An 18,329-nucleotide genomic window follows, 5' to 3' on the forward strand; every position below is an offset into this window, starting at 1 on the left:
CCTTCTTGTCGACGGGGCGGTCCGGGGAAGCATGACCGCTCGCAGCCCCGCTCTACCCGCAGGAGCACCGTGGCAACTGGCCGAACTCACCGACCGGCGACCCGCAGCCGAGGGATTCCCGAGGCCACCGTCGCCCGGCTTCCGCTGTACCTCCGAGCGCTGACGGCCCTGTCGGAGCGCTCGGTCCCCACGGTCTCCTCCGAGGAACTGGCCGCGGCGGCGGGCGTCAACTCCGCCAAGCTGCGCAAGGACTTCTCCTACCTGGGCTCCTACGGCACCCGCGGCGTCGGGTACGACGTGGAGTACCTCGTCTACCAGATCTCCCGCGAGCTGGGCCTGACCCAGGACTGGCCCGTCGTCATCGTCGGTATCGGAAACCTCGGCGCGGCCCTCGCCAACTACGGCGGCTTCGCCTCGCGCGGCTTCCGGGTCGCGGCGCTGATAGACGCCGATCCCGCGATGGCGGGCAAGCCGGTCGCGGGCATCCCGGTGCGGCACACCGACGAACTCGAGAAGATCATCGAGGACAACGGTGTCTCCATCGGCGTCATCGCCACCCCCGCCGGCGCCGCCCAGCAGGTCTGCGACCGGCTCGTGGCCGCCGGGGTGACCTCCATCCTGAACTTCGCGCCGACCGTGCTGACCGTCCCCGACGGCGTCGACGTGCGCAAGGTCGACCTCTCCATCGAGCTGCAGATCCTCGCCTTCCACGAGCAGCGCAAGGCCGGCGAGGAGACCGCCTCCGGCGACGGAGCCGTACCCGCCAAGCGCGCGAGCGCCGACGGCCAGGGACCCGACGGGGACGTGCCCGCCGTGATGCCGGCATGAGCCTCCTCGTCGTAGGGCTGAGCCACCGCAGTGCCCCGGTCAGCGTGCTGGAGCGAGCCGCGCTGAACGCGGACGCCCAGGTCAAGCTGCTCCAGGACACCGTCGCCGCCGACCCGGCCACCGAGGCCGCGGTGCTCGCCACCTGCAACCGCATCGAGCTGTACGCCGACGTCGACAAGTTCCACGCCGGTGTCGCCGAGCTGTCCACGCTGCTCGCCCAGCACAGCGGGGTGGGTCTGGAGGAGCTGACGCCCTTCCTCTACGTCCACTACGAGGACCGGGCCGTGCACCACCTGTTCTCGGTGGCCTGCGGGCTGGACTCCATGGTCGTCGGCGAGGGGCAGATCCTCGGCCAGATCAAGGACGCCCTCGCCCGTGCCCAGGACCTGCACACCGCGGGGCGGCTCCTGAACGACCTCTTCCAGCAGGCGCTCCGCGTCGGCAAGCGCGCCCACTCCGAGACCGGCATCGACCGCGCCGGGCAGTCCCTGGTCACCTTCGGCCTGGAGCAGCTCGCCGCGGACACCGACGTGCCGGGCTGGGCGCGGGGCCGTACCGCGCTGGTCATCGGCGCCGGGTCGATGTCCTCGCTGGCCGCCGCCACGCTGGCGCGGGCCGGGGTCGGCGAGATCGTCGTCGCCAACCGCACCTTCGAGCGCGCCGAGCGGCTCGCGCGGAACCTCGCCGACGCCGAGGGCGCCACCGCCCGCGCGGTCCGGATGGACGCCGTCGGGGCGGAACTTACACGTGCCGACGTGGTCGTCTCCTGTACCGGCGCGACCGGTCTGGTGCTGACGGCGGACGCCGTCGCCGAGGCCGTCGCCGGCCGCACCGGGGAGCCGGCACCCGACGTGAGCGCCGAGGCCCCGGCCCAGGCCACCGCCCTGCCGCCGGCCAGTGCCGGCACCGACGAGAACTGCCCGCTGGACCTGGCCTCCGTCCAGGGCACGCCCGGCTTCTCCGTGCACGGCGAAGCCGCCGTCGCCGGGATGGACGCGGCCACCCTGGAGCAGCACGCCGCCTGGGTCGGCGAGGGCACCTCCCTGCGGGAGCACGGCCGCGAGCACGACGCGGGCGGCCGCTCCACCCCCGAGGCCGACGCCGTGCTGATCGCCGCGCTCGCCGAGACCGTCGCCGCCTCGGGCCGCGTCCCCGAGTACCGCAGGCCCGAACCGGTCGCCGGAATCCCGCGCCCGGCCCCGGCCGTCTTCCTCCTCGACCTCGCCATGCCCCGCGACATCGACGCGGCCGTGCACCGGCTGGCCGGGGTGCGCCTGGTGGACATCGAGTCGCTGGCCGAGGCGTCCGCCGACGCCCCGATGGCGTCCGACGTGGACCAGGTTCGGCGTATCGTCTCCGACGAGGTCGCGGCGTTCGGCGCGGCACAGCGGGCGGCGCACATCACACCCACCGTGGTCGCGCTGCGCACCATGGCCGCCGACGTCGTCGCCGCCGAGATCGCGCGGCTCGACGGACGCCTGCCCGGCCTGGACGACCGCCTGCGCGGCGAGATCCGGCAGACCGTGCACCGCGTGGTGGACAAGCTGCTGCACGCGCCGACCGTACGGGTCAAGCAGCTCGCGGCCGAGCCCGGAGGCACCGGGTACGCGGACGCGCTGCGCACCCTGTTCGACCTCGACCCGGAGACGGTCGCCGCCGTCTCGCGGGCCGTGGACAACACAGACGAGAAGGACCGACCGGCATGACTGACAAGGCACTGCGACTGGGGACGAGGCGGAGCAAGCTCGCCATGGCCCAGTCCGGGCAGGTGGCGGACGCCGTGAGCCGGGTGACCGGCCGGCCCGTCGAGCTGGTCGAGATCACCACGTACGGCGACGTCTCCCGGGAGGCGCTGGCGCAGATCGGCGGCACCGGGGTGTTCGTCACGGCGCTGCGCGACGCGCTGGTGCGCGGCGAGGTGGACTTCGCGGTTCATTCGCTCAAGGACCTGCCGACCACGCAGCCCGCAGAACTCGCGCTGGCCGCCGTGCCGGAGCGGGAGGATCCCCGCGACGTGATCGTGGCCCGCGACGCGCTGAAGTTCACCGACCTGCCGCGCGGCGCGCGCATCGGCACCGGCTCGCCGCGCCGCATGGCCCAGCTCAACGCGTACGCGCGGACCCACGGGCTGGACATCGAGACGGTGGCGATCCGCGGCAACGTGGACACCCGCATCGGGTACGTCCACGAGGGACGGCTGGACGCCGTCGTGCTCGCGGCCGCCGGACTCAACCGGATCGGCCGGATCGACGAGGTGACCGACTTCCTGTCGGTCGACACGGTCCTGCCCGCCCCCGGCCAGGGGGCCCTGGCGATCGAGTGCGCGGCATCCGACGCGGAGCTCGTCGCGGCCCTCGGCGAACTCGACGACCCGCACACGCGGGCCGCCGTCACCGCCGAGCGGTCACTGCTCGCCGCGCTGGAGGCCGGCTGCAGCGCCCCTGTGGGTGCGCTGGCCGACCTCTTGACCGACGGGCCTGTAATCAAGGAAATGCGCCTGCGCGGCGTCGTCGGCACGACCGACGGCTCGCGGATGGTGCAGCAGTCCACCACCGGTTCCGTGCCCCTCACGCACGACGGGGCGATGGCACTCGGGCGCGAACTCGCCACCGAGATGCTCGCCCAGGGCGCGGCCGGTCTGATGGGGGAGCGAGCACATTGAGCCCCACCGCCTTTCCCGCCTGTCCCGAGCACGGGCACGTCACCTTCCTGGGTGCCGGACCCGGAGATCCGGGACTGCTGACTCTGCGCGCCGTGGAGGCGCTGTCCCACGCGGACGTCCTGGTCGCCGAGCCCGAGGTGCTCGACGTGATCCGGACGCACGCCCGGCAGGGCGTCTCCGTCGTGCCGACGGAGGCGGTCTCCTCCCCGGACGCGCTTGCGGGCGCACCGCAGCTCACGGTCGTTGACGGTGCGTCAACTCCCGCTGTGGCCCCGGCTCCCGCCCAGGATGCGGCTCATCTTGTCATGGAGGCCGCACGGGGCGGCAGGCGGGTGGTCCGTGCGGTCGCCGGTGATCCGGGACTGGACACCGACGCCGCCGAGGAGATGCTCGCCTGCGCCGCCGCCGGGGTGCCCTTCGAGGTCGTCCCGGGTGTCGCGGCCGCGACCGGCGTGCCCGCGTACGCCGGTGTCCCGCTGCGCGACGCGCAGGGCGCCGACGTGCGGTTCGTGGACGCGCGTACCGCCTCCGACCGGTGCTGGACGGAGGTGGGTGCCTCGGACGGCACGGTGGTCGTCTCCGCCTCGCTGGACTCCGTCGCGGCCGCCGCCGCCGAGCTGGTGTCGGCGGGCCGCAAGCCGGACACCCCGCTCACCGTCACGGTCGCCGGTACGACGACCCGCCAGCGCACCTGGACGGCGACGCTGGGCACGATCGCGCAGACGCTGAAGCAGGCCAAGGTGCTGCCGTCCCCGGACGGCGGCCGCCCGGTCATAGCCGTGGTCGGCGAGCGGTCCGCCGCCGCCCGCCGCGACCAGCTCTCGTGGTTCGAGTCCAAGCCGCTGTTCGGCTGGAAGGTCCTCGTGCCGCGCACCAAGGAGCAGGCAGCCTCGCTCTCCGACCAGCTCCGCTCCTACGGCGCGGTGCCGCACGAGGTCCCGACCATCGCCGTCGAGCCGCCGCGCACTCCGCAGCAGATGGAGCGCGCGGTCAAGGGCCTGGTCACCGGCCGCTACGAGTGGATCGCGTTCACCTCGGTCAACGCGGTCAAGGCGGTGCGCGAGAAGTTCGAGGAGTACGGGCTGGACGCGCGTGCCTTCGCGGGCATCAAGGTGGCCGCGGTGGGCGAGCAGACCGCCAGCGCGCTGATCGCCTTCGGTGTGAAGCCGGACCTGGTGCCCAGCGGTGAGCAGTCGGCCGCGGGCCTGCTGGAGGACTGGCCGCCCTACGACCCGGTCTTCGACCCGATCGACCGCGTCTTCCTGCCGCGCGCCGACATCGCCACCGAGACCCTGGTGGCCGGGCTGATCGAGCTGGGCTGGGAGGTGGACGACGTCACCGCGTACCGCACGGTCCGCGCGTCGCCGCCGCCGCAGGAGACCCGCGAGGCGATCAAGGGCGGCGGTTTCGACGCGGTGCTCTTCACCTCGTCCTCCACGGTCCGCAACCTGGTCGGCATCGCGGGCAAGCCGCACAACGTGACGGTCATCGCCTGCATCGGCCCCGCCACGGCCAAGACGGCCGAGGAGCACGGGCTGCGGGTCGACGTGATGGCCCCGGAGCCGTCCGTCCACAAGCTGGCGGAGGCGCTGGCCGCGTTCGGCATGAAGCGCCGCGCGTCGGCGCTGGAGGCGGGCGATCCGGTGACCCGGCCGAGCGAGCGGCGGCCGGGGGCGCGCAGGCGCCGGTCGACGACCTGATGCTCTCCACGGCATGAGCGGGGCGTCCCGTCACAGGGGGCGCCCCGCTCCGCTTTTCACGGACGACCCCATGTGACTGGCTCTTGATGTCCAGCCTCACCGGTTGTCTCAAACCCCTTGCCACTGTCGTGTGTTCATGTCATCCTGCAAGGCTTTGCGCATGACATGACGACCAGAGAGCTGGGGGAAAGCATGGTGTCGGCGGCAGCTGGGAGCCCGTCCGGTGGGGATGCCGATCAGGTAGCGCGATTGGCGGCGGGCTCAGCCAACTTCGGGCACCTGCTTCAGCATGAGCCGCTGTTGGTGACGCTGGGGTGTGCGGCGGAGTCGTACGTCCATACCGATCCGCACGCGGCCATGGTGAAGGCTCGCCTCTACGGCGAGATCATGGCGCGGCATCTCGTGACCCTGCTCGGGATCACCGTGCCCGGTAACAAGCAGGTCGACCGGATCAACGCCCTGACCAGGGCAGACGTCCTCGTGCCGCAGGTGCGTGCCTGGTTCGAGGCGATCCGTACGACGGGCAACCGAGCGGTCCACGAGTACTACGCCAACGTCCGTGAGGCACTCCAGTCCGTGGAGATGTGCTTCCGCCTCGGCGACTGGCTGCACCGCTCCCTCGACCAGTCCGACACGACCCACAGGGTCTTCCTGGCGCCCGCCCCGTCCGAGGCGGCCCCCGCGCCCGCGACCGTCGCCGACCAGCAGGAGCTGGACAAGCTTCGCACCGAGCTCGGCGCCTACCGCCGTCGGCTGGAGGAGGCCCGCCTTCGCTACGACGGCAAGCACAGCCGCCTGGAGCGGGAGCAGGCGGCGCGCGCGCAGGCCGAGGCGGAACTGGCTCGTGCCGAGAAGGAGCGGGCCGCTCTGCATGATCTGGTCGCCGAACTGAGCGACAAGATCACCGAACTGACGGCTCCGGCCGTGGAGTCCCGTACGGTCGCCCGCCCGCTGGACGGGGCCTCGCAGCGTGACGAGTTCATCGCTCATGCGCAGAAGGCCGCCAAGCCTCCCATGAGCGAGGCGCAGGTCCGTACGGAGCTGGACCGCCTTCTCGAGAAGGCGGGCTGGGCCGTCCAGGACGACAGCGCGAAGAACCTGTACGCAGGCCAGGGCGTCGCCGTCCGGGAGGTCTCCACCGCCGTCGGCCGCGCCGACTACCTCCTCTACGTCGACCAGCGCCTGGTCGGCGTCATAGAGGCCAAGAGGGAGGGCGCCGACCTGGAGGCCGCCATGCAGCAGGCCGCCCGCTACGCCACCGGCCTCACCCGCAGCCAGCAGCTCAGCGCCTGGCGCGCCAGCCTGCCCTTCCGGTACGTCGCCGACGGCAACACGGTCCGTTTCCACAACGACCTCGACCCGTCCCCGCGTACTCGTGAGGTGTTCGCGGTGCACCGCCCGGACACGATCGCCCGCTGGGTCGAGGAGGCCGAGGCGGACCCGACGGCGCCGACCCTGCGGGCCCGGATGCGGCGCCTTCCGCAGACCTTCCTCGACTCGAAGGACCTGCGTCCGGCGCAGGAGAAGGCGATCAACGGCCTGGAACTCTCCCTGGCCAAGGACGACCCGCGCGCCCTGATCCAGATGGCGACCGGTGCCGGCAAGACGTACACGGTGGTCAGTGAGAGCTACCGGCTACTCAAGCACGCGAACGCCAAGCGCATCCTCTTCCTCGTCGACCGGAACAACCTCGGCACCCAGGCCGCCACCGAGTTCGAGAACTTCGACACCCCGGACGACGGCCGCAAGTTCACGGAGCTGTACGTCGTGCAGCGCATGGCGGGGGACACCGTCCTTGGCTCCGCGCATGTCGTGGTGTCCACGGTGCAGCGGCTGTGGCTCGCGCTGACGGGCCAGGCGGTGCCGAGCGCGGACGACGAGAACGAGGCTCTCGACCGCTACGACCTCGTCGACGAGCCGGTGGCGGTCGGCTACAACCCGGCCCTGCCGCCGGAGTCCTTCGACCTGATCGTGGTCGACGAGTGCCACCGCTCCATTTACGGCAAGTGGCGCGCGGTCCTGGAGTACTTCGACGCGCACCTGGTCGGCCTGACCGCCACCCCGGTCGCCCAGACCTTCGGCTTCTTCTTCCAGAACCTGGTCAGCGAGTACCCGTACGAGCAGGCGGTCGCCGACGGCGTGAACGTCGACTTCGACGTCTTCCGTATCCGTACGGAGCTAGGAGAGAAGGGCGGCACCATCCCGGCGGAGACGGTCGTTCCCATGCGGGAGCGCAAGACCCGCCGCGAGCGGTACCAGGAGCTGGAGGAGGACCTGGAGTGGAAGGCGACCCAGCTGGGCCGCCAGGTCATCAGCAAGGGCCAGTTGAAGCTCGTCATCGAGACCTTCCGCAAGCACCTGTTCACGGACATCTTCCCGCCGGTGGGGGAGGGGGACGCCCAGCGGACGCGTACCCACGTGCCGAAGACGCTGATCTTCGCGGTGGACGACAACCACGCCGACGAGATCGTCCAGATGGTCCGGCAGGTCTTCGGCGAGAGCGACGACTTCTGCAGGAAGATCACGCACGCCGCGAAGAAGCCCGCCGAACTGATCAAGGCGTTCCGTAACAGCCCCGAGCTGCGTATCGCGGTGACCGTCGACATGATCGCCACCGGGACCGACATCCCGCCGCTGGAGTGCGTGTTCTTCCTGCGGGACGTGAAGAGCTGGGCCTACTTCGAGCAGATGAAGGGGCGCGGCTCCCGGACCGTGGACGCGGCGGAGTTCCAGGCGGTGACGCCCGACGCCGAGGTCAAGGAGCGGTTCGTGATCGTCGACGCGGTCGGCGTCACGGACTCGCCCCGCGTGGACGCGCGCCCGCTGAGCCGGATCTCCGAGCGGAAGATCCCGCTGGAGCGGTTGATGGCCAAGACGGCGGGTCTGGCGATGACCGAGGACGAGGTCGCCACACTGGCGGGTCGCCTGGCACGCCTGGACCAGCAGCTCAAGCCCGAGGAGCGGGAGGAGATCGAGGAACTCGCCGGCCAGCCGCTCCGGGAGATCGTCGGCGGTCTGGTCCAGTCCGTCGACCCCGACCAGCAGGAGCGGGCCCGGCGCATCGGCGGCCAGGAGCAGGTGCGGCGGGACATGATGGACGCCCTGAAGCCGATCGCCTCGAACCGCGAGCTGCGGGACCGGCTGATGGCCATGCGCCGGGCGCACGACATCGTGATCGACGAGGTGAGTGTGGACGAGGTGAAGGAGGCGCGCGGCATCACGGCGGACGAGCTGGCGATGCGGCGGGTGACCTCGTGGAAGCAGTACATCAAGGACCACCAGGACGAGATCGCGGCGTTCAACCTCGCGTTCAGCGAGCGGCGGGAGCCGAAGGAGGTCTACCGGCGGCTGCGGGACCTTGCGCGCAAGATCGAGCGTCCCCCGTTCCAGTGGACTCCGGCACGGCTGTACGACGCGTACGTACAGCTCGGCAAGGCGACCCGGCATCCGCGGGGCGCGGCTGGTGTCGTCGACCTGATCGGGCTGCTGCGCTTCGAGTTGGGGCTGGACCAGGAGGTACGGCCTTACCGGGCGCTGGTGGAGGAACGGTACGCCGCGTGGCGGGCCCGGCAGGAGCAGGCGGGGGCAGTGTTCACGGCAGACCAGGTGTGGTGGCTGGACCGGATGGTGGACGTGATCGCCACCGATGCGGCCATCGAGCCGGACCATTTGAAGGACGTACCCTTCATTGAGCGTGGCGGTGTGGACGGGTTCCTGCGGGAATTCGGGGCCGATCGCGGGGCTGAGATTTTGAGTGAGCTGGGACGGGAGTTGGGCGCGTGAGCGGGTTGCCTAGCGGATGGGTGCGAGTGAACCTCGACGAGATCGCCGAGGTTCAGGGAGGTATCCAGAAGCAGCAGAAGCGGCGTCCGGTCGATAACAAGTTCCCCTTTCTTCGGGTCGCCAACGTCGGCAGTGGGTCGCTTGATCTCCGGGAGGTGCATGAGGTCGAGCTGTTTGATGGCGAACTGGAGAGGTTCGTTCTCCGTCCCGGCGATCTGCTTGTCGTGGAAGGGAACGGTAGTGTTTCTCAGCTCGGCCGGGCTGCTCGCTGGGGTGGTGAGATTGAGAACTGCGTGCATCAGAATCATCTGATTCGGGTACGGCCGGGCCCCGCGATCTCGGCCAAATTCCTGGAGCTTCTATGGAACTCGCCGGAGGTATCTGCGCAGCTTCGAAGCGTAGCGGCATCGACTAGTGGATTGCACACCCTAAGTACGGCAAAGCTGAAGAGGGTGAGTATTCCACTGCCTCCGCTGGAGGAGCAGCGGCGCATCGTTGCCGCGCTCGAAGAGCACCTTGTCCAGATGGCTCGGGCGGAGGGGCTTCTGCAAGTGAACCTGCGAAAGCTCTCGGCGTATGGCGAGCGTCTGCTGCTTCAGGCATGCAACGGGCATTTGCTCGGACTGCCTCCTGCGACAGGCCAGCCGGTGCCCCCTGCCGCCGATTGCGTCGACGGAGAGCTCCCGGCCTTGCCAGCAGGTTGGATTTGGGGTCGCCTCGGTGAAGTCGCCGATGTTGTAGGCGGTATCACGAAAGATGCCAAAAAGCAGTCAGATCCGAAGCTTCCGGAGGTTCCGTACCTTCGCGTAGCGAATGTGCAGCGCGGACATCTGAACCTGGCGACAATCGCCACCATTCGAACTTCACATGAAAAGATTTCCGCGCTGACCCTCCAGGCAGGTGATGTTCTGCTGAATGAGGGAGGAGACCGAGACAAGCTTGGGCGGGGATGGATCTGGGAAGGTCAAATCGAGAGCTGTATCCATCAGAATCACGTTTTTCGGGCCAGGGTGCGTAATGGTCTCCTTGATCCGAAGATCTTGGCCTGGCATGCAAACAGCTTTGGGCGTCGCTGGTTCGAGGTGAATGGGAAGCAAAGCGTAAACCTGGCGTCGATCAGCCTGCGAAAGATTAAGCAATTTCCGGTACCGATTCCTCCCTCGGATCTTCAAAAGCAGATCGTGCAGGAGGTCGAACGGCAACTGTCGGTCGTGGAGAAGACGGAAACGGCTGTCCGAGCCGCTCTCGCCAGGGGGACTGTACTCCGACGATCCCTCCTCGCTGAGGCGTTCGCTGGCCGTTTGGTCCCTCAGGACCCTGCAGACAGGTCCGCCGACGCGTTGCTTGACGACATCCGAGTCGAACGAGAGGCGGCCGGCGCTGCTAAGCCCCGGCGCCGAAGCCCCCGCCGGGCACCCGCTCAGCACCAGCGCACCCCCGACGCCGCACCCATGCCGGACGCACCGCCGCCCCCCACGGACGTCCCTACCCTCGCCACCGCCACCCAGCCCACTCTCGACATGGAGATCCCCTCGTGACCACGACCGAGGCCCGTCGGCTTGTCGACAAGCTCTGGAGTTACTGCCACGTTCTGCGTGACGACGGTGTCTCCACCATCGACTACGTCGAGCAGTTGACGATTCTCGTGTTCCTGAAGATGGCGCACGAGGCGCAGACCCGGCCCCCGATGTTCCGCGAGCAGATCATGCCCGAGGGGTCGGTCTGGGAGAACCGTGGCTGGCCCGAGCTGCTGAAGAACGACGGTGCCGCGCTTGAGGCCGCGTACACCCAGCTCCTCGAAGATCTCGGAAACCAGCTCAAGGGCACCACGTTCCACCTGATCTTCAACGGGGCCAGGAACCGCATCCACGACCCCGCCAAGCTCAAGCGCCTGGTCAAGGACCTGATCGATAAAGAGAACTGGTCGGGTCAGAAGACCGACATCAAGGGTGACGCATACGAGGAGCTGCTCGCGCGCGGTGCGGAGGACGTCAAGTCGGGTGCAGGGCAGTACTTCACGCCCCGCCCGCTGATCCAGGCCATCGTCGACTGTGTCCGTCCGACTCCGGAGGACTGGATCACCGACCCCGCCTGCGGAACCGGTGGCTTCCTGCTCGCCGCCGCCGAGTACATCCTCCACGAGTACGGCAGCCAGCTCACTCCCGAGCAGCGCAAGCACCTCAGCGGCGGTGGCATTTGGGGCACCGAGCTGGTGAGGAACACCGCGCGTCTCGCCGCGATGAACCTCTTCCTGCACGGCATCGGGCAGCCGACTGGCAACGCGCTGGTGCACACCACCGACGCCCTCGCCGCCCCGCCCACCCAGCGCGCCACCCTGATCCTGGCCAACCCGCCCTTCGGCAAGAAGTCGTCCATCACCGTTTACGGCGAAGACGGTTCCGCCGCCCGCGAGGCGATCGCCTACGAACGGCGTGACTTCTGGGTCACCACGACCAACAAGCAGCTCAACTTCGTGCAGCACATCGCGTCTCTGCTGGAGATCGACGGCCGCGCGGCAGTCGTCGTACCGGACAACGTGCTTTTCGAAGGCGGTGCGGGCGAGACCATCCGCCGGCGCCTGCTCAAGGAGTACGACGTCCACACGATGCTGCGCCTGCCCACCGGCATCTTCTACGCGGGCGGCGTCAAGGCCAACGTGCTGTTCTTCGAGCGCAAGCGGGCCCGGCCCAACGAGCCGTGGACCGAGAAGCTGTGGGTCTACGACTTCCGTACGGCCCAGCACTTCACGCTCAAGCAGAACCCGCTCACCCGGGCGTCTCTTGAGGACTTCGTCCAGTGCTACCGCCCTGACGAGGACCGCTCCAAGCGCGTCGAGACGGAGCGCTTCAAGGCGTACACGTACGAGGAGCTGATCGCCCGCGACAAGGCGAACCTCGACATCACCTGGCTCCGTGACCCGAGCCTCGACGACGCGGACAGCCTGCCCGCGCCCGAAGTGCTCGCCGCCGAGATCGTCGAGGACCTCCAGGCCGCGCTGGAGGAGTTCGCCGCGATCGCTGAGACGCTTCAGCAGGCTCGCGAGCAGAGCACCGATGCGGAGGAAGTCTCTGACGAGGAATGACAAACGCGCCTGAGGGCCGCGCCAGTGGACTCGGGCGCGGGCCTCAGGCGTTCGCCATGTCAGCGTGGGGAGATGTACGGCAGGAACGTGGCCCAGGCCGCGGGGGTGAGGGCCAGGCGGGGGCCGTCTGGGTTCTTGGAGTCGCGGATGTGGATGGTGGCGGGAGCGGCTGCGATCTCTATGCAGTCGGGGCCCTCTGCGGTGCTGTAGCTGCTCTTTATCCAACCAAGCCCTGATCCGGCCTCGGCGGAGGGGATGCGATTCATGTGTCTCCCAGCACTTTCTCGATGAAGGCCAGTGACTCACGCGGTGCGAGAGCCTGCGCCCGGATGATCCCATAGCGCATATCCAGGACCTGTACGTGTTTTGGGTCGGCGATCACGCGGCTGATCTCATGGATCTCGACGTGACCCACGGTGCTGCCGTCCTTGAGTCTGAGCAGCCTGAACGAACCACCGAGACCTGAGTTTTCCTCCTGGCTCAGAGGGAGGATCTGTAGGTCCACGTTACGGAACTCGCCGACCTTCAGCAGTCGTTCGAGCTGCGCTCGCATGACTGTCCTGCCTCCGACGGGGCGGCGGAGCGTCGACTCGCACTGGACAAAGCTGAAGACCGGGCGCCCCGCAGACTCGCTCACGATCTCCTGCCGGGACATACGGGCGGCCACCCGCTGCTCCAGCTCGTCTTCCATGAAGGGAGGCCGGCTTCCGGCGAACACCGCTCGCGCGTACGCCTCCGTCTGCAACAGGCCATGGATGACCGAGTTGTTGTAGGCGTCCAGCTCAACGGCGTCTTCCTCCAGCTTCTTCAGGTCCCGCACCTTCTTCGGGTACCGGGCCTCCGCCACGTCCCGCTGCATGGCGGCGACGCGGCCACCCGCTTCCAGTACCCGGTCGGCCGCGTCCAGGTACTCCGGGCGCGGAATGCGCCGTCCCTGCTCCACGGAGGAGACGAGGTCCTCCCCGTAACCGATGGCCGTGGAGAAGTCGGCCCGGGTGAGGCCGGTCGCCTCGCGCCACAGCTTCAACTGACGGCCGACCGCCCGGATGACCGCACCGGACTCGTCGTCCTCCAGCCCCGCGTCCCAGTTCCTCACGCTCGCCGTCCCTTCGTGCACTTCCTGTGCCCAACAGGGCTTTTTCACAAGGTACGCAGGAGTGAACACGCTGGGTGACGTGATTCAGTGAAATCGCCTCGCCCGTCGGCCCACCGGCGCCAGGGAGCCCGTAGGGCGGTCGGGTGGGAGCCGGGGCCGCGGGACGTAAAAAGACCAAAGAACCGGGGAAAAGAACCTGCCTACCGGCCAAACCCCGAGTCGATCACTCGGCCGGGTGAAAAGGCGTGAACCGGCTGGCGCGGCGCAGCCGTTGGGGTGCAATCTCGCTCCGAGGCGTTGACGCGCCTCCACAACCCCACACATGCTTCGGCCCCCGCCGGGACGGCAATCCCAGTGCGAGGGCCTGACCAACGAGGAAGAAGCACCTTCCCTATGGCTGAGAAAAATCCTAACCCTGCCCCGCCCCGGATTCATGAGGTTCGGCGGACCGACACCCCGTCCGGTGTGACCCACGTACGGGCCGTCCACCCGGACCGGTTCACGGTCGTCGGAAACCACCTGGTCCAGCACCCCGTGCTGTCGCTGACCGCCATCGGCCTTGCCGCGCACATCCTGTCGCTGCCCGAGGGCGCCCCCGTCGACATCCGCAGCCTCGCCGAGCGGTTCCCCGAGGGCCGGGAGCGGATCGCCTTCGCCCTGCGCGAGCTGGAGACGCACGGGTACCTCCGGCGGGTGCGGGAGCGTACGGAGAGCGGGCGGATCGCCACCCGCACCTACGCTCACCACCTTCCGGTCCACGTACCCGCCGTACCCGGTCCTGCCACGGCGCCCCCAGCCCGCAGGCTGGTATCCCGGCCCTCACGGGACGCCCGGACAGCGCCGCAGGAGGAGGACCGGGGCGCGGGCCATGCGGACCCGGTGCCTCCAGGGACGACCACCGTTCCCTCGGCGCCCTCCGCACCCGAGGCACCCGTCGTGGCAGCCACGCCACCCGCCTCCCCCGCAGGGGCAGACCAGCCCGACCCACCCGGCGCCGATGCCACACCACGCCCCCGCGACGACAAGGCCGTCGCGCTTCTCGCGGGCCTGCGCCGCACCGACGCCAGGCTCACCCTGTCCCGCCGGGACGTGTACCGGCTCGCGCCCGCCGTCACCGCCTGGTTCGACGTCGGCGCGGGCGCCTCCACCGTCATCCACACCCTGACGTCGGGTCTGCCGGCGGTCCTGGAGAGCCCGGCGGCGCTGATCGCCTACCGCCTGCGCGATCACCTCCCTCTGCCCCTGCCGAAGCCCACCGCGCCGCCTGCCCGGCCCGCCACCGCGCCCCACCCCATGTGGAACTGCGACGGCTGCGACCGGGGATTCCGGGCGGCCGAGCCGAGGCTCTGCAGGGACTGCCGGTCCGGGTTCGAGGCAGGTCGGGTGGCCTGAGCTCGATCGTCTCTTGAGCCTGGCCGCGGCGAGAGGGCGACTGGAGGTGGTGATGGGTCGGGTGATTCCGGCCGACTTGATGCCCCTTGACGTTCCATCAGGATGACTGCTGAGCTGACGAGGTCCGTTTCGTGGCATAGGGGGTGTGGGGTGTCCGGATCTGATCTGCGCGCACTGTTCCGGTCCAACGATCGTGAACTGAAGGCCGTCGACTTCTTCGCCGACCGGCAGGGCGAGTGGGCTTCCGTGGCCGAAAGCCTGGTGCGCCACACCGAACGGGTGCGTGCTCCTGGGTTCGACGTCCAGGATCTGGAAACCCCGCGCCGCAACGTCCTGGTCTTCTACGGTGTCGGCGGTATCGGGAAATCGACGCTGTCGCGTGGCGTGGCCGACCGGCTCGCGGACGGTATCGGCGGCAGGGAGGACTGGCCCCCGCTGCACCCGAGTGTGGGCCGCGTCCTACCCATACGCATCGACCTGTCCCGTGAGACAGGCTCGGACGTGGAGTCGCTGATGCTTGCCCTGCGGTTGGCGGTGGCGGATCTGGGGCACGCGATGCCCGCGTTCGACATCGCCTTTCAGCGCTACTGGCAAAGCGCGCACCCGGGCGAGCCACTTGAGGAGTACCTCCGGCACCGAGCGTGGTTCAGTCGACTGCCCGGCTCCAACGTGCTGCCGCAGCAGATGCAGTCGGTGCTCTCCGACGCCGCCCAGGCTGTGACCCTTCCCGGCACTGCGGGAGCCCTGGTGGGTGTCGGCCTGCGGGCACTCGTGGGAGCGCTGCGCGACCGACGTCATCGGGTGCGGACACTCGCCGGATGCCGGAGGCTGGCCGACCTGCTGGAGGCCGAGCCCAACCAGGACACGCTCAGCTACTTCGCCCACCTCTTCGCCTGGGATCTGGGACAACTCCCCGAGAAGCACCGCGTCACGCCGGTCGTCATGTTGGACACCTTCGAGGAGGCCGGTCACCGAGGACATCGCGACCTGGAGAAGCTGCTCCAGCGTGTCGTATGGCTGATGCCGAATGTGCTGTTCGTCGTCACCGGCCGGAACCGGTTGCAGTGGGCGGATGCCACCCTGGAGGGACAACTCGACTGGGCTGGACCGGAGTACTGGCCGCAACTCGTCGGCGGCGCCCTTGAGGAGCCCCGACAGCACACAGTCGGGTACTTGTCGGCCGAAGACTGCGAAATCTATCTGTGCGAGCGGCTGACCATCGGCGGGGAACCTCTGCTGGACGACCGCGCACGCCGATTCATCACCCGTAACTCCTACGGTCTGCCGCTCTACCTCGACCTTGCCGTCATGCGGTTCCTGGACCTGTACCGGCGCAGCGGACGCGCCCCCGACGTGCACGAATTCAATCTCGACTTTCCCGCACTGGTCGCGCGCACGTTCCGGGATCTGGCGCCGGAGACACGACGAGTCTTACGTTCGGTGAGCCTGCTCGACTCCTTCTCGATCAGCCTGGCCACGGCCGCCGCCGGCCTGGATCACGACGCGCCTGCGATGGATCTGGCCGAGCGTCCGTTCGTTGATGTCGACCCGGCCGCACCCTGGCCCTACCGGCTTCACGACTTGATCCGCGGAACGGTTCGAGAAGCGGACTCGACCAGTGAGGACCGCTGGAGCGAGGCCGACTGGCAGCGGGCAGCCCTGCGAGCCTTCCATGCCCTGGGCCTGGAGTCCGACCGGGACCGCACTCGGTTGGTCGCGTCCCTCCGCCAGGGATTGCGGTTGGCGAACGACTACCGCCTCGACCTCGGCTGGCTGGAAGATGCCGCTTTCCGTTACGTCGAGGACTTCATCTGGGAACCCCTCGGTACCGCGGGCACCGACATGAGCGACTCGGCCTCGATCATCACCCCGGCCCACGCGCTGTCGGTGACGCTGACCGCAGTCGCCGGCCGACAGCGCCGACACCGCAGCCTGACCGCCGAGACGCTGCGGCGCGTCCTCGCGTCCGGGCATCTCCCGGAGACACTGCGCGAGCTGCCGCAGTACTTCCTCGCCGAGTGCGACCGAGACCTGGGTAACTTCCAGGCGTCGCTGTCCGGGATGCAGCAGGTCATCGACATCGGCGGCAGGCTGGCAGCGACGGCCGCTCGTGGACAGGCGCACCTCGCCCGCCGAGTGGGGTGCTTCCCGCAGGTTCGCGATGCCGTCGGCACACTCGGAACCGAAGGGCGGCGCGATCGCGTACTGGGGGACCTGTGGTGGAGCCAGGGCTCCGTCGCCCTCGCGTGTGCCTCCTACGCCGCCAGCCGCGACGAGGCCCTGAGTACAGGGCAGTCCGGCGAGGCGGCACTCTCCCAGGCGTGTTTGTCCTTCGCCTCCGCCTTCCAGGACAGGCCCCGCGCCGCAGAGCAGATCGCTCGTGCGAAGGACCTGCTCGGGCACGCGTCCATCCGCTGGGCAGAGATCCAGGTGGAGATCGCCGCGCTGGTCCGCGACGCCGGCGTGGCGACAGATCTGCCGGAGCGCGCGGAGCAGGTAGCAGTGCTGGCGCGGGAAGCGGGACTGACCTCCTCGGTCGCCTACGTGCATCTCGCCGCCTGCTTCCATGCCGCCGTCCTCGACTCCCCCGCACTGTTGGAGGCTGCACGGGATCGGCTGGCTACCTCTGTGCGAGGCGAGGAATTCGCTTACCTGATGGAGCTCACCTATCTCATGACAGGTGACCAGCGCCCCAGTGAGCTGCCTGCCGCGCAATGGCTCGACGGTGTTCAGCAGACCCAAGCCCGTTGGGCGGCCCTTGTAGCCGATCGGCGGCGGGAAGCCGCAACGAACAGAGGAGCGTAAACCCGGTGGCGAACTACACCACGCTCGACCAGATCGACGTGTCCGCACTGGCCGATGGATACGGCATCGAGCAGCCGACGCTGACGGCCCTACCCGGCGGTGCCGCCAACTCGAGCTTCCGTGTATCCAGCCCGAGCGGTGCCTATGTCCTCACGATCCTGGACAACCACGATGCCCGTAGTGCCCGGCGCCTGGCCGCACACACTCAGGCCCTGTTTCGTGCCGGCATCCCCACCATCGAGGTCATCCCCGCCCGCGACGGGTCGCTGACTACTCCGCTGGGTGACTCCACTGTGATCCTGAAGAGGTGGGTGGACGGCAAGGTGGTCGAGCCTCTGCCGTTGGAGCTGCTCGCGGATGCCGGTCGTGCCCTGGCACAGCTCCACGCCGTGGACCCGACTTCCGCCGGGCTCACGGACGTACCGGTCGGCACCCGGCGCCTCTCCGCGGCTCATCTCGACTACATCCCGCGCTTCGAGGATCGTGCCTTCGCGGACTGGCTGACCGCAGGGCTCGATCGCGTCCGTTCCGCAGAGGCCGGGACCCAGCGGACCCCCAGGATCACTCACGGCGACCTGTTCGCCGACAACCTGGTGATCAGCGGGGGCTCCCGGCTGACGATCCTGGACTGGGAGACCCTGTCCCTCGACGACCCGCTCCTGGATCTGGGCATGGCCGTCGTCGGCCTCGCCCAGGAGGACAACGCACTCGTTCCCGCCCGGGCGCGAGCCCTGGTCGACGGCTACCGCTCCATTGCCACCCTGACCCGCGCTGACCTCACGGGGCTGCCGCTGGAGATCGAGCACGCCGCGTTGATCATCGCTTTTCACCGCTACTTCCGCCACAACATCCGCTTTCCCGACCCGGACAAGCGGACCATCCACCGTGCTTTGATCCGCTTCGTGGACTCGATCGAGGGGCACGTGCCCGGTGTCTGACAGAGCGGCCGACAGGCCGACTGCGCGTCGGTAAAGGCACCGG

At 69.2% G+C, this 18,329-nt stretch carries 12 protein-coding genes; 10 read left to right on the plus strand and 2 right to left on the minus strand.

What is annotated here, in order from left to right; genetic code table 11:
• Positions 1-69: 69 nt before the first annotated feature.
• The 7 genes from EV284_RS06030 to EV284_RS06060 all read left to right on the plus strand — a co-directional run bounded on the left by EV284_RS06030 (position 70) and on the right by EV284_RS06060 (position 12,055).
• On the plus strand, positions 70-828 hold the full coding sequence (locus EV284_RS06030) for a redox-sensing transcriptional repressor Rex (protein ID WP_130331179.1): 759 nt from the start codon (positions 70-72) through the stop codon (positions 826-828).
• Positions 825-2,534 carry a glutamyl-tRNA reductase gene (locus EV284_RS06035; RefSeq protein ID WP_130331181.1) on the plus strand — a complete coding sequence of 570 codons (1,710 nt, stop codon included), beginning with the start codon at positions 825-827 and terminating at the stop codon, positions 2,532-2,534. Before EV284_RS06030 ends, EV284_RS06035 begins: the two co-directional genes overlap by 4 nt.
• On the plus strand, positions 2,531-3,490 hold the full coding sequence (hemC, locus tag EV284_RS06040) for a hydroxymethylbilane synthase (RefSeq protein ID WP_130331183.1): 960 nt from the start codon (positions 2,531-2,533) through the stop codon (positions 3,488-3,490). Before EV284_RS06035 ends, hemC begins: the two co-directional genes overlap by 4 nt.
• Positions 3,487-5,190, plus strand: coding sequence for a bifunctional uroporphyrinogen-III C-methyltransferase/uroporphyrinogen-III synthase (locus tag EV284_RS06045; RefSeq protein ID WP_130331185.1), 1,704 nt, complete (start codon positions 3,487-3,489; stop codon positions 5,188-5,190). Before hemC ends, EV284_RS06045 begins: the two co-directional genes overlap by 4 nt.
• A 192-nt stretch (positions 5,191-5,382) precedes the next feature.
• Positions 5,383-8,973, plus strand: coding sequence for a DEAD/DEAH box helicase family protein (locus EV284_RS06050; protein ID WP_278045816.1), 3,591 nt, complete (start codon positions 5,383-5,385; stop codon positions 8,971-8,973).
• Positions 8,974-8,993: 20 nt separating this feature from the next.
• Positions 8,994-10,511: a restriction endonuclease subunit S gene (locus tag EV284_RS06055; protein ID WP_278045817.1), complete on the plus strand. Its 1,518-nt coding sequence runs from the start codon at positions 8,994-8,996 to the stop codon at positions 10,509-10,511.
• Positions 10,508-12,055, plus strand: a complete 1,548-nt coding sequence (locus EV284_RS06060) for a class I SAM-dependent DNA methyltransferase (RefSeq protein WP_130331189.1) — start codon at positions 10,508-10,510, stop codon at positions 12,053-12,055. The genes EV284_RS06055 and EV284_RS06060 overlap by 4 nt, the downstream gene beginning before the upstream one ends.
• A gap of 59 nt (positions 12,056-12,114) precedes the next feature.
• Here EV284_RS06060 and EV284_RS06065 read toward each other — a convergent pair whose 3' ends face one another.
• Together EV284_RS06065 and EV284_RS06070 are read right to left on the minus strand one after the other, a co-directional pair.
• Positions 12,115-12,321, minus strand: a complete 207-nt coding sequence (locus tag EV284_RS06065) for a DUF397 domain-containing protein (RefSeq protein ID WP_130331191.1) — start codon at positions 12,319-12,321, stop codon at positions 12,115-12,117.
• Entirely contained in the window at positions 12,318-13,151 is an 834-nt protein-coding gene (locus EV284_RS06070; RefSeq protein WP_130332892.1) for a helix-turn-helix transcriptional regulator, read from the minus strand. Before EV284_RS06070 ends, EV284_RS06065 begins: the two co-directional genes overlap by 4 nt.
• Before the next feature lie 465 nt (positions 13,152-13,616).
• Between EV284_RS06070 and EV284_RS06075 the strand changes: the two genes are divergently transcribed.
• From EV284_RS06075 to EV284_RS06085, 3 genes are all read left to right on the plus strand, one after another.
• Positions 13,617-14,543: a helix-turn-helix domain-containing protein gene (locus EV284_RS06075; RefSeq protein WP_347402179.1), complete on the plus strand. Its 927-nt coding sequence runs from the start codon at positions 13,617-13,619 to the stop codon at positions 14,541-14,543.
• A 150-nt stretch (positions 14,544-14,693) separates the two neighbouring features.
• Positions 14,694-17,348, plus strand: a complete 2,655-nt coding sequence (locus EV284_RS06080; RefSeq protein WP_130331195.1) for an ATP/GTP-binding protein — start codon at positions 14,694-14,696, stop codon at positions 17,346-17,348.
• 5 nt (positions 17,349-17,353) lie between these two features.
• Complete coding sequence (locus tag EV284_RS06085) at positions 17,354-18,286, plus strand: phosphotransferase (protein WP_165425472.1); 933 nt, start codon at positions 17,354-17,356, stop codon at positions 18,284-18,286.
• The last annotated feature ends 43 nt before the right edge of the window (positions 18,287-18,329 follow it).

The sequence above is a fragment of the Streptomyces sp. BK022 genome, from assembly GCF_004217355.1.
GTDB classification, from domain to species: domain Bacteria; phylum Actinomycetota; class Actinomycetes; order Streptomycetales; family Streptomycetaceae; genus Streptomyces; species Streptomyces griseoluteus.